Below are 12,574 nucleotides of genomic sequence, written 5' to 3'. Positions count from 1 at the left end.
CCCGCTCCGGACCGCTCGGCGCTACTGCTTGGCCTTGGCCGCCGGCGCCCCGGGCACACCCTTCGGGGCCGGGGCGGGGCGGCCGGTCAGGAAGGACGTCCAGCCCTGCTTCGGCGCCTCACCGACGTTCAGCGAGCGCAGCTTCGCCACCGTCTGCGGGTCCTGGGCGTCCAGCCAGTCGGCCAACTGCCGGAAGGAGACGCAGCGCACCTCGGACTTGTTGCACACCTTCTCGATGACCTCGTCGAGGGCACGCATGTAGGTGCCGCCGTTCCAGGACTCGAAGTGGTTGCCGATGACCAGGGGCGCGCGGTTGCCGTCGTAGGCCCGGTCGAAGCCCTTGAGCAGGCCGTCACGCATCTCGTCGCCCCACTGGTCGAACTTGTCGGGGTCGCCCTGGGTCTGCGTGCCGGACTGGTTGACCATGAAGTTGTAGTCCATGGTCAGTTGCTCGTAGGAGTGCCCCGGGAAGGGGACGAGCTGCATCGACAGGTCCCACAGCCCCTCCTTCTTCTTGGGCCAGACCTGGTCGTTGACACCACTGGTGTCGTAGCGGAAGCCCAACTGGCTCGCCGCCTTCATGAAGTTGGCCTGGCCCTCCAGGCAGGGGGTGCGGGCGCCGACGAGTTCCTTGTCGTAGTCGAAGGGCAGCGGAGACGCCTTCTTCATCCCGGAGTTGGTCTTCCAGCTCTTCACGAACTGCTTCGCCTGGGCGATCTCGCTCTTCCACTCGGCGACCGACCACTCGCCGACCCCGCCGTTCTTGCCGCAGAAGTGACCGTTGAAGTGGGTGCCGATCTCGTTGCCGTCCAGCCACGCCAGGCGCAGCTGCTTCACGGTGTCGGAGATGCCCTGCTCGTCGTTGAAGCCGATGTCGGAGCTGCCCGGCGAGTGCTCCGGGGGCTTGTAGAGGTCGCGCTTGTCCTCCGGCAGCATGTACACGCCGCTGAGGAAGTACGTCATGTTGGCGTGGTTGGCCTTGGAGAGCTTGCGGAAGTGGGAGAACAGCTTCTGGCTGTCCTCGCCCGCGCCGTCGAAGGAGAAGACCACGAACTGCGGGGGCTTCTGGCCGGGCTTGAGCCGCTCGGGTCTGGGCAGGTGCGGCTGCGCCCCGGTGTACGACGTGGAGCCGTCCCCGATCAGGCGGACTCCGCTCTTGGGTGCCGGGGCGGGCGCAGCCTTCCGCGGACCGTGCGCTCCGTTCGGGGAACCGTTGTCGCCGAGGGCGCAACCGGCGAGCGACGCGGCACAGGCCGCGGCGATCACGGCGCCCGCGGTGATCCTCTGGGTGGCGGCCATGTCCGCCCACCTTCTTCCTTCGTTCGGACCGACGCCGATCAGGGCGTTTTCTGGCGATGTGCCGGGAATCCCGACAGCGCCGCCAAGGTCGCACGGGGCCAGAGGTGGGATTAGTACGACAAGCCGATGAAATTCTCACTTCACTCTCAGTGATGACTTATTAGCCCATTTGCCCGCAAAACCTATGCGTGACCTTTACTCTGCATTACGATCCGTTTACCGAGCGTTGAGAAATCCCGCCGCTGCACGCCGTGACCCACGGCCGCGACCGACCCCCGCCATCGACGGGGACCACCTGTTCCGCGACCGCGCTGCCCCGGAGGAGACGGGAAGACATGTCAGCCTGCGTACCCACCCGCGCCACCGACCCGAGTCGGACGAAGCGCACCCCCCAGCCGCACAGCCCGCCGCCCCCGCACCGCCGCTTCCGCGTCGCGGGCGCCGATGTGTCGGCCTCCGTCGCGGTCTTCCTGATCGCCCTGCCCCTGTCCCTCGGCATCGCCCTCGCCACCGGCGCGCCCCTCCAGGCCGGGCTGGTCGCCGCGGCCGCGGGAGGACTCGTCGCCGGACTGCTCGGCGGCTGCCCCCTCCAGGTCAGCGGTCCGGCCGCCGGACTCACCGTGGTCACCGCCGACCTGATCCACCGTTACGGCTGGCGGACGACCTGTGCGATCACCGTCCTCGCCGGACTGGCCCAACTCGCCCTGGGCTGCGTGCGCGTGGCCCGCACCGCGCTCGCCGTCAGCCCCGCGATCGTGCACGGCATGCTCGCCGGCATCGGTGTCACCATCGCCGTCGCCCAACTGCACATCGTCCTCGGCGGCACCCCGCAGAGCTCGGTCCTCGCCAACCTCCGTGCGCTGCCCGCCCAGTTGGCGGACATGCACCCCGCCGACGTGGCGATGAGCGTGCTCACGCTGGCCCTTCTGCTGCTGTGGCCGCGCGTCCCCGGCCGAGTGGGGCACCTGATGCGGAAGATCCCGGCCGCGCTGGTCGCCGTCGCCGGGGCCACGCTCACCGCCTCCCTCGCCGGACTTGGCCTGGCCAAGGTCGACCTGCCGTCCTGGAGCAGCCACGCGCTGGCCGGACTGCCCGAGGGCCCGGTGCTCGGCATCGCCGCCGCCGTCCTGACCACCACGCTGGTGTGCAGCGTGCAGTCACTGCTCGGCGCGGTCGCCGTGGACAAGCTGGTCGCCGGGCAGCCCGGACTCTCCGCCCGCGTCGGCCGCTCCGACCTGAACCGCGAACTGCTGGGCCAGGGCGCCGCCAACATCGTCTCCGGCGCGCTCGGCGGACTGCCGGTCGCGGGCGTGGCCGTACGGAGTTCGGCGAATGTCCGAGCAGGTGCCGTGAGCCGGAACTCCACGATGCTGCACGGCGTTCTCGTAGTGATCGCCGCGCTGCTGATGGTCCCGGTGCTGGAGCTGATTCCCCTCGCTTCGCTCGCCGCACTCGTGATGGCCGTCGGTATCCAGATGGTGTCCCTGCACCACATCCGCACGGTGACCCGCCACCGGGAAGTGCTGGTGTACGCCGTCACCACACTCGGCGTGGTGCTCCTCGGTGTCCTGGAGGGCGTGCTGCTCGGGGTCACCGTGGCCGTCGCCGTCGCCCTCAACCGCCTTGCCCACACCCGCATCACGCACGACGAGCAGGAAGGAGTCCATCACGTACACGTCCGGGGGCAGTTGACGTTCCTCGCGGTCCCGCGGCTCAGCCGCATCCTGCATCTCGTACCCCAAGGCGCCCACGTCGTCGTGGAGTTGGACGGTTCGTTCATGGACCACGCGGCGTACGAGTCACTGCAGGACTGGCAGAACGCACACACCGCGCGGGGCGGCTCCGCCGAACTGACCGGCCGCCGTACGGGAGTTCGGGTCGCCGAGCCCGACCACGCCGGGAGCGAAGCGGATCCGGCCGGCACGCCGCCCGCGTCGACCGCCTGCCGCTGCCACCCGTGGACGCCTTGGCGCAACCACCAGTGCGAAGGCCCACCGTCCGCGCCGCCGAGCGGACACCCCGGCGAGCCGGTCCACCGTCCCGGGCCGGGTGCCTCCCTGCCGGGCGACGCCGACGCCGGTGGGCATCAACTCGCCCGTGGCATCAGCGCGTTCCAGCGCAACACCGCGCCGCTGGTGCGGGGCGAGCTGGCCCGGCTGGCCAGGGAAGGGCAGCGGCCTTCGCAGCTCTTTTTGACCTGCGCCGACTCGCGGCTGGTCACCTCGATGATCACCTCCAGTGGTCCCGGCGATCTGTTCGTCGTGCGGAACGTGGGCAACCTCGTACCGCCGCCGGGCGAGGAGAGCGGGGACGACTCGGTGGCCGCCGCGATCGAGTACGCCGTGGACGTGCTGCGGGTGAGATCGATCACGGTGTGCGGGCACTCCGGGTGCGGGGCCATGCAGGCGCTGCTCAACTCCGAGTCCGGGGAGGCCCGGACGCCGCTCCAGCGCTGGCTGCGGCACGGGTGGCCGAGCCTTGAGCGGATGGCCGACGACGACCGGCCGTGGGCGCGGTTGGCCGGACGGACGCCCGCCGACGCCGTAGAACAGTTGTGTCTGACCAATGTGGTGCAGCAGTTGGAGCATCTGCGGGGGCACGGGTCGGTGGCGCGGGCTTTGCGGGAGGGGGCGTTGGAGCTGCACGGGATGTACTTCCATGTGGGCGAGGCGCAGGCGTATCTGTTGAGCGGGGAGGGCGGGGAGGAGTTGTTCGACGGGGTGGGGGTGGCGGATCTGTCCGTCTGAGCCTCGGCGGAACCTCGTCGGTCGCGGGTCCGATGACAGGTCTAAACCAATATTTCGACGACCCTTGTCATCGGACCCCCGGGTCTGATGAGCTGGCCCGGGACACAACGGACACCCTGGGAAAGGCAGATGCCGTGAGCAACGAAAGCCTGGCCAACCTGTTGCGCGAGGAGCGCAGGTTCGCACCTCCCGCGGACCTGGCGGCGCACGCCAATGTCACCGCGGAGGCGTATGAACAGGCCAAGGCTGACCGGCTCGGCTTCTGGGCCGCGCAGGCCCGCCGGCTGAGCTGGGCCGAGGAACCGACCGAGACGCTGGACTGGTCGAACCCGCCGTTCGCCAAGTGGTTCAAGGACGGCACGCTCAACGTGGCGTACAACTGCGTGGACCGGCACGTCGAGGCGGGCAACGGCGACCGGGTCGCCATCCACTTCGAGGGCGAGCCCGGCGACAGCCGCGCGATCACCTACGCCGAGTTGAAGGACGAGGTCTCCAAGGCCGCGAACGCCCTGCTGGAGCTGGGAGTTCGGAAGGGCGACCGGGTCGCCGTCTACATGCCGATGATCCCCGAGACGGCGGTCGCGATGCTGGCCTGCGCGCGCATCGGTGCCGCGCACTCGGTGGTGTTCGGCGGTTTCTCGGCGGACGCGCTCGCGACCCGTATCCAGGACGCCGACGCCAAGGTCGTCATCACGACGGACGGCGGCTGGCGGCGCGGCAAGCCGTCCGCGCTGAAGCCGGCCGTGGACGACGCGGTCGGCCGCGCGGACAGCGGCGTCGAGCATGTGCTCGTGGTCCGCCGTACGGGCCAGGACGTCGCGTGGAACGACGAGCGGGACGTCTGGTGGCACGAGATCGTCGACCGGCAGCCGGCGGAGCACACCCCCGAGGCGTTCGAGGCGGAGCAGCCCCTGTTCATCCTCTACACGTCCGGTACGACGGGTAAGCCCAAGGGGATCCTGCACACCTCCGGCGGCTATCTCACCCAGGCCGCGTACACCCACCACGCCGTCTTCGACCTCAAGCCGGAGACCGACGTCTACTGGTGCACGGCCGACGTCGGCTGGGTCACCGGCCACTCGTACATCGTCTACGGCCCGCTGGCGAACGGCGCGACGCAGGTCATGTACGAGGGCACCCCGGACACCCCGCACCAGGGCCGTTTCTGGGAGATCGTGCAGAAGTACGGGGTGACGATCCTGTACACGGCGCCGACCGCGATCCGTACGTTCATGAAGTGGGGCGACGACATCCCCGCGAAGTTCGACCTCAGCAGCCTGCGGGTCCTGGGCTCGGTCGGTGAGCCGATCAACCCCGAGGCGTGGATCTGGTACCGCAAGCACATCGGCGCCGACAGGACGCCCATCGTGGACACCTGGTGGCAGACCGAGACCGGCGCGATGATGATCTCGCCGCTGCCGGGGGTGACGCAGACCAAGCCCGGTTCCGCGCAGACCCCGCTGCCCGGCATCTCCGCGACGGTCGTCGACGACGAGGCGAACGAGGTGCCGAACGGCGGCGGCGGTTATCTGGTCCTGACCGAGCCGTGGCCGTCGATGCTGCGCACGATCTGGGGCGACGACCAGCGGTTCCTGGACACGTACTGGTCGCGCTTCAAGGGCAAGTACTTCGCCGGTGACGGCGCGAAGAAGGACGACGACGGCGACATCTGGCTGCTCGGCCGGGTGGACGACGTCATGCTCGTGTCCGGGCACAACATCTCCACCACCGAGGTCGAGTCCGCGCTCGTCTCGCACCCCGCCGTCGCCGAGGCGGCCGTGGTGGGCGCGACCGACGAGACGACCGGTCAGGCGATCGTCGCGTTCGTCATCCTGCGCGGCACCGCGAACGCGGAGGACGAGGGCCTGGTCGCCGAACTCCGCAACCACGTCGGCACCACCCTCGGCCCGATCGCCAAGCCCAAGCGGGTGCTGCCGGTGGCCGAGCTGCCGAAGACCCGCTCGGGCAAGATCATGCGCCGTCTGCTGCGTGACGTGGCGGAGAACCGTGAGTTGGGCGATGTCACCACCCTGACGGACTCCACCGTCATGGACCTCATCCAGACGAAGCTCCCGGCGGCGCCCAGCGAGGACTGATCCCGCACTGAGCGGTACGAACCTGAGGGGTGCCCGGCGCAGCGCGCGCCGGGCACCCCTTTTAGGTAAACTAAGCAAAAACGTGACCCTCAAGGTGTGCCGGGAAGTCTGGTCGGCGAACAGTTCCGTCCTGCCCACCGACCGGAGGTCCCCACCGTGGCCGCGCCCCGTACCCCCAGCCCCCGCAAGGTGCTCGGACGCCTGTCCCTGCCCGAGCGGAACTTCGTCGCGGACGCGCTGCGCACCGAGACCGTCGGCGGTGTCCTCCTCCTGATCGCCGCGGTCACCGCCCTGATCTGGGCCAACGTCCCCGCCCTGCACGACAGTTACGAGAGCGTCAGCCACTTCCACCTCGGCCCCGCCGCCCTCGGCCTGCACCTGTCGATCGCCCACTGGGCCGCCGACGGTCTCCTCGCCGTCTTCTTCTTCGTCGCCGGGATCGAGCTCAAGCGCGAACTCGTCGCCGGCGACCTGCGCGACCCCAGGGCCGCCGCGCTGCCCGTCGTGGCGGCGCTGTGCGGAATGGCCGTACCGGCACTCGTCTACACCCTGACGAACCTCACCGGCGGCGGCTCCCTCCAGGGCTGGGCGGTGCCGACCGCCACCGACATCGCCTTCGCGCTCGCCGTCCTCGCGGTGATCGGCACCTCCCTGCCGAGCGCCCTGCGCGCCTTCCTGCTCACCCTCGCCGTCGTCGACGACCTGTTCGCGATCCTGATCATCGCGATCTTCTTCACCGACCGGATCGACTTCGCCGCGCTCGCCGGGGCGGTCGTAGGACTGGCCGTCTTCTGGCTGCTGCTGCGCCGGGGCGTGCGCGGCTGGTACGTGTACGTCCCGCTCGCGCTCGTCAACTGGGCGCTGATGTACAACAGCGGCGTCCACGCCACGATCGCCGGCGTGGCGATGGGCCTGATGCTGCGCTGCACCACCCGCGAGGACGAGGAACACTCCCCCGGCGAGCACGTCGAACATCTCGTACGGCCCCTGTCGGCGGGCCTCGCGGTACCGCTGTTCGCCCTGTTCAGCGCCGGGGTGGCGATCTCCGGGGGCGCGCTGGGCGACGTGTTCACCAGGCCGGAGACGCTCGGCGTGGTCCTCGGACTCGTGGTCGGCAAGGCGCTCGGCATCTTCGGCGGGACCTGGCTGACGGCCCGTTTCACCCGGGCCTCGCTCAGCGACGACCTCGCCTGGCCGGACGTGTTCGCGGTCGCCTCGCTGGCCGGCATCGGCTTCACCGTGTCGCTGCTCATCGGGGAACTCGCGTTCGACGGCGACCCGGTGCTCACCGACGAGGTCAAGGCGGCCGTGCTGACGGGCTCGTTGATCGCGGCCCTGGGCGCGACCGTGTTGCTCAAGCTGCGCAACGCCAGGTACCGCAGGATGTACGAGGACGAGGAGCGCGACGAGGATCTCGACGGTGTCCCCGACATCTACGAGCAGGACGACCCGGCATACCACCTGCGCATGGCCGAACTCCACGACCGCAAGGCCGCCGAGCACCGCAGACTCGCCGAGGTGAAGGCCGCCGAGCGACGCGGGCTTGCCGAAGTGGCGGGCGGGGCAGGCGAGGACAACGACGGTCCGGCATGATCTGACCAGACGGTACAAACACAACGGTTCAAAAGCATGCGGAAGAGGGAGTACGCGATGAGCGCACCCGACGGCAGCCCGGTCGGCGCCGAACGCAGCATCGGCCAGCTGTTCGCCTCGGCGACGACCGAGATGTCCGCGCTGGTGCACGACGAGATCGCGCTGGCCAAGGCGCAGCTCAAGCAGGACGTCAAGCGCGGGGCGGTCAGCGGTGGCGCGCTCACGGTCGCCGCGGTGATCCTGCTGTTCTCGCTGCCGATGCTCAACTTCGCGCTGGCGTACGGCATCCGCACCTGGAGCGGCTGGAACATGGCGCTCTGCTTCCTGCTCTCCTTCGCCGCGAACGTGCTCGTCGCGGTCGTCCTCGGGCTGATCGGCGTGCGCTTCGCGAAGAAGGCCGCGAAGAGCAAGGGCCCGCAGAAGGTGGCCGCGTCGGTCAAGGAGACGGCCGGCGTCCTGGGCAACGCGAAGCCGCATCCGCGCCCGGCGATCGAGGACCGTGCCCCCGAAGCCATCGAGGCTGTGGCACGCTCGACCTCATGACGGACCCCGCCAATCCTTGGGCGCAACCTGCTTCGGTCGTACGGCTCGACATCCCCGGCGGGCGCGAGGTGACCCACCGGGACGTCGCGGCCAACGGCGCGCGCTTCCACATCGCGGAGGTGGGCGACGGGCCGCTGGTGCTGCTGCTGCACGGCTTCCCCCAGTTCTGGTGGACCTGGCGGCACCAGTTGGGCGCGCTGGCCGACGCGGGGTTCCGGGCGGTCGCCATGGACCTGCGGGGCGTCGGCGGCAGCGACCGCACCCCGCGCGGCTACGACCCCGCCAACCTCGCCCTCGACATCACCGGCGTGATCCGCTCGCTCGGCGAGCCGGACGCCGCGCTGGTCGGCCATGACCTGGGCGGATATCTGGCCTGGACGGCCGCCGCGATGCGCCCCAAGCTGGTGCGCCGGCTCGCGGTGTCCTCGATGCCGCATCCCCGGCGCTGGCGCAACGCGATGCTGTCCGACGTCAAGCAGTCGACGGCGAGTTCCTACATCTGGGGGTTCCAGCGCCCCTGGATCCCCGAGCGGCAGCTCCTCGCCGACGACGCCGAGCTGGTGGGCCGGCTGATCCGGGACTGGTCCGGGCCGAGCCTGCCCGACGACGGGGCGATCGACGCGTACCGGCGGGCGATGCTGATCCCCTCCACCGCGCACTGCTCGATCGAGCCGTACCGCTGGATGGTGCGGTCGATGGCGCGCCCGGACGGCATCCAGTTCAACCGGCGCATGAAGCGCCCGGTGCGGGTGCCGACCCTGCATCTGCACGGCTCGCTCGACCCGGTGCTGCGCACCCGCAGCGCGGCGGGTTCCGGGGAGTACGTCGAAGCGCCGTACCGCTGGCGGCTGTTCGACGGCCTCGGGCACTTCCCGCACGAGGAGGACCCGGTGGTCTTCTCCACCGAACTGGTCAACTGGCTGAAGGATCCCGAACCCGATCGGTGACCGTCCGGGTGCGCCCGGTATCCGGATCTGAACACCTGTCCTACGAACGGCCACTTGCCCGGCGCATACGCCAATTGGGGCGCCAAGGGGTGGTTATCGACCTTGGGGCAGGGGCAGACGTCGGGGTATGGGCTGGACGCACGACTACAGTGACGCAGCACGCAATCGCCGCTCGGACCACGGTTCGGGCTCCCACCGGGGAGGCGCCCCGCAACTGCAGGGGACGGACCTCAGGGTGGGGATCCCGCGCATTCTGCGCCGCCGGGCCCGCTGGGTCTCGGTACGCCTGCGCCACCCCCGGGGCTGACAGCTCCCCCACCCGTCAGAGTGCGCAGCTGTCGCTGTCCACCTGCTCGTTGGCACTGCGCCCCTTGACGATGTCCGGCTGGATCTCGTCCGCGGTGAGCGCGTACCCGGTGTCGGGGTCGTCGAGGGACTTCGCGAAGACCACGCCGTACACCTTGCCCTCGGGCGTGAGCAGCGGGCCGCCGGAGTTGCCCTGGCGGACGGTCGCGTAGAGCGAGTACACGTCGCGGCGGACCGTGCCGCGGTGGTAGATGTCCGGGCCGTTGGCCGTGATGCGGCCACGCACGCGTGCGGCCCTGACGTCGTACGACCCGTTCTCCGGGAAGCCGGCGACGATCGCGCTGTTGCCGCTCGTGGCGTCCTTGGTCGCGAACTGCAGGGAGCGCGCCCGCAGATCCGGTACGTCGAGTACGGCGATGTCACGGTGCCAGTCGTAGAGGACGACCTTGGCGTCGTACTTCCGGCCCTGGCCGCCTATCTGGACGGTGGGTTCGTCGACGCCGCCCACCACGTGCGCGTTGGTCATGACGCGGCGGTCGCCGAAGACGAAGCCGCTGCCCTCCAGGACCTTGCCGCAGCTCTGGGCGGTGCCCATGACCTTGACGATGGACTGCTGGGCGCGGACCGCGACCTCGCTGGAGGCGAGGGCCGGGTCGGGCGGCTGGACGTCGTTGATCGGCTCGTTCGCGAACGGGCTGAAGACCTGCGGGAAGCCGTTCTGCGCGAGGACGGAGGAGAAGTCCGCGAACCAGGTGTCGGCCTGGGCGGGCAGCGCCCGGGAGACCCCGAGCAGCACCTTGGAGTTGCGGACCTCCTTGCCGAGCGTCGGCAGGGTGGTGCCGGCCAGCGCGGAGCCGATCAACCAGGCCACCAGGAGCATCGCGAGGACGTTGACGAGGGCGCCGCCGGTCGCGTCCAGGGCGCGGGCCGGGGACCAGGTGATGTACCGGCGCAGCTTGTTGCCGAGGTGGGTGGTCAGGGCCTGGCCGACCGAGGCGCAGACGATGACGACGACGACCGCGACGACGGCCGCGGTGGTGCTGACCTCCGCGTTGTCGGTCAGCGCGTCCCAGATGACGGGCAGTGTGTAGACGGCGACGAGGCCACCGCCCAGGAACCCGATCACCGACAGGATGCCGACGACGAACCCCTGGCGATAACCCACGATCGCGAACCACACGGCGGCGACCAGCAACAGGATGTCCAGCACATTCACGAGCGACACCCTGTCATGACCGCCAGTCGAGCGGGACCTGCTTCTCGCGGTCCCAGGGGCGCTCCCAGCCGGAGTAGTGCAGGAGGCGGTCGATGACTCCGGCCGTGAAGCCCCAGACGAGGGCCGATTCGACCAGAAATGCCGGACCCAGGAAGCCGCTGGGGTGCGTGACCGTGACCCTGTTGGCCGGGTCCGTGAGATCCGCCACGGGGACCGTGAACACGCGCGCCGTCTCGTTCGGATCGACCACGCCCACCGGTGTCGGCTCCCGCCACCAGCCCAGCACCGGGGTCACCACGAAGCCGCTCACCGGGATGTACAGCTTGGGCAGCACCCCGAAGAGCTGCACTCCGGCGGGGTCGAGCCCGGTCTCCTCCTCGGCCTCGCGCAGCGCGGCCCGCAACGGCCCGTCACCATCCGGGTCGCCGTCCTCCGGGTCGAGGGCACCACCGGGGAAGGACGGCTGCCCGGCATGGGAGCGCAGCGAGGTCGACCGCTCCATGAGCAGCAGCTCGGGGCCCTGATCGCCCTCCCCGAAGAGGATCAGCACCGCGGACTGGCGGCCCGCCCCGTCCTTGGGCGGCAGGAAGCGGCTGAGCTGGAGCGGCTCGACCGTCTCGGCGGCGTGCACCACCGGATCGAGCCAGCCCGGCAGCCCCTCCTTGCTGAGCCCCACACCCTGGGTATCGCTCACGTGTGTCATCCCCGCCCCCGTTCCCCACTGCTCAACGCCTGGTGCCCACGAGATCGTTCCGTCATCCGGCCCCCAGCGGCGGCGCCGGTTTGCCGCCCGCGTCCAGATAGGCCTGCGGGGGGTTGAGGCGCTGGCCCGGGAAGCCGCCCTTCTCGTACTTGAGCAGCTTCTTGGCCTTCTCCGGGTCGGTCTCGCCCTCGCCGTACGCGGGGCAGATCGGGGCGATGGGGCAGGCGCCGCAGGCGGGCTTGCGGGCGTGGCAGATCCGGCGGCCGTGGAAGATCACGTGGTGCGAGAGCATCGTCCAGTCGCTCTTAGGGAAGAGCGCTCCCACGGCGGCCTCGATCTTGTCGGGCTCGGTGGCCTCGGTCCACTTCCAGCGCCGTACGAGCCGCTGGAAATGCGTGTCCACGGTGAGGCCGGGACGCCCGAAGGCGTTGCCGAGCACCACGAAGGCGGTCTTGCGGCCGACACCGGGCAGTTTGACGAGGTCTTCGAGCCGCCCCGGGACCTCGCCGCCGAAGTCCTCCACGAGGGCCTTGGAGAGCCCTATCACCGACCTGGTCTTGGCCCGGAAGAACCCGGTCGGACGGAGGATCTCCTCGACCTGCTCCGGGTCGGCGGCGGCCAGGTCCTCGGGGGTCGGGTACTTGGCGAACAGGGCCGGCGTCGTCTGATTGACCCTCAGGTCGGTGGTCTGGGCGGAGAGGACCGTGGCGACCACGAGCTGGAAGGGGTTCTCGAAGTCGAGCTCAGGGTGGGCGTACGGATAGATCTCGGCCAGCTCGCGGTTGATACGGCGGGCACGGCGGACGAGGGCCGTGTGCGACTCGGCCTTCACAGCAGCCACCCGTTTTGCCCCCTTTGCCACTTTCCCGTCACCACCGGGGCCCTGTTCGCCCACAGCGGAATCACGAGGTACAACCATCCGCCCAGCCCCCTTGGCCTGTGCTCTCACCGGCGATTTGGACACCCGGCCAGCCTAGAGCCCGCCACTGACATCCGTCCCGGACCCCGAAGATCAGCCCCCAATTGGACCCCTGCCGCTTACCTCGGGACACCTGTGCGGCATCCTTGTGACAGATCACACTGTTTGGACGGTCCGGCAAAATGGGGAGCACGGTCCCCTGGTA

The 12,574-nt window shown here is 70.0% G+C and carries 10 protein-coding genes; 6 read left to right on the top strand and 4 right to left on the bottom strand.

Going from position 1 to position 12,574, the window contains the following annotated elements:
* Positions 1 to 21: 21 nt before the first annotated feature.
* Positions 22 to 1,299, bottom strand: a complete 1,278-nt coding sequence (locus AB0M63_RS13490) for a hypothetical protein (protein WP_366019445.1) — start codon at positions 1,297 to 1,299, stop codon at positions 22 to 24.
* A 335-nt stretch (positions 1,300 to 1,634) separates the two neighbouring features.
* On the opposite strand from AB0M63_RS13490, the gene AB0M63_RS13485 reads away from it, so the two are divergent.
* The 6 genes from AB0M63_RS13485 to AB0M63_RS13460 all read left to right on the top strand — a co-directional run bounded on the left by AB0M63_RS13485 (position 1,635) and on the right by AB0M63_RS13460 (position 9,532).
* Entirely contained in the window at positions 1,635 to 4,046 is a 2,412-nt protein-coding gene (locus AB0M63_RS13485; protein WP_366019444.1) for a SulP family inorganic anion transporter, read from the top strand.
* Between the two features lie 134 nt (positions 4,047 to 4,180).
* Positions 4,181 to 6,142 carry an acetate--CoA ligase gene (gene acs, locus AB0M63_RS13480; protein WP_366019443.1) on the top strand — a complete coding sequence of 654 codons (1,962 nt, stop codon included), beginning with the start codon at positions 4,181 to 4,183 and terminating at the stop codon, positions 6,140 to 6,142.
* Between the two features lie 156 nt (positions 6,143 to 6,298).
* Positions 6,299 to 7,735 (top strand): Na+/H+ antiporter NhaA, encoded by a 1,437-nt coding sequence (gene nhaA / locus AB0M63_RS13475; protein ID WP_366019442.1) that lies wholly within the window; start codon positions 6,299 to 6,301, stop codon positions 7,733 to 7,735.
* A gap of 57 nt (positions 7,736 to 7,792) precedes the next feature.
* Positions 7,793 to 8,278: a phage holin family protein gene (locus AB0M63_RS13470; RefSeq protein WP_355907582.1), complete on the top strand. Its 486-nt coding sequence runs from the start codon at positions 7,793 to 7,795 to the stop codon at positions 8,276 to 8,278.
* Positions 8,275 to 9,225 (top strand): alpha/beta hydrolase, encoded by a 951-nt coding sequence (locus AB0M63_RS13465; RefSeq protein WP_355907579.1) that lies wholly within the window; start codon positions 8,275 to 8,277, stop codon positions 9,223 to 9,225. The genes AB0M63_RS13470 and AB0M63_RS13465 overlap by 4 nt, the downstream gene beginning before the upstream one ends.
* A 127-nt stretch (positions 9,226 to 9,352) precedes the next feature.
* A complete protein-coding gene (locus AB0M63_RS13460) occupies positions 9,353 to 9,532 on the top strand; it encodes a hypothetical protein (RefSeq protein WP_355907576.1) in 180 nt (59 codons plus the stop codon).
* Positions 9,533 to 9,547: 15 nt separating this feature from the next.
* Here AB0M63_RS13460 and AB0M63_RS13455 read toward each other — a convergent pair whose 3' ends face one another.
* From AB0M63_RS13455 to nth, 3 genes are read right to left on the bottom strand one after another with little or no spacing between them, the layout of a single operon-like run.
* The gene (locus AB0M63_RS13455; protein WP_355907573.1) at positions 9,548 to 10,747 is read right to left on the bottom strand and encodes a MarP family serine protease; all 1,200 of its coding nucleotides are present in this window, start codon (positions 10,745 to 10,747) and stop codon (positions 9,548 to 9,550) included.
* 13 nt (positions 10,748 to 10,760) lie between these two features.
* Entirely contained in the window at positions 10,761 to 11,450 is a 690-nt protein-coding gene (locus AB0M63_RS13450; protein WP_366019441.1) for a CoA pyrophosphatase, read from the bottom strand.
* 52 nt (positions 11,451 to 11,502) lie between these two features.
* Complete coding sequence (gene nth, locus AB0M63_RS13445) at positions 11,503 to 12,282, bottom strand: endonuclease III (protein ID WP_355908046.1); 780 nt, start codon at positions 12,280 to 12,282, stop codon at positions 11,503 to 11,505.
* Between the last annotated feature and the right edge of the window lie 292 nt (positions 12,283 to 12,574).

It is taken from the genome of Streptomyces sp. NPDC051576 (assembly GCF_040681835.1).
In the GTDB taxonomy this organism is placed as follows: Bacteria; Actinomycetota; Actinomycetes; order Streptomycetales; family Streptomycetaceae; genus Streptomyces.
This window is presented reverse-complemented; position numbering and strand designations above follow the sequence as displayed.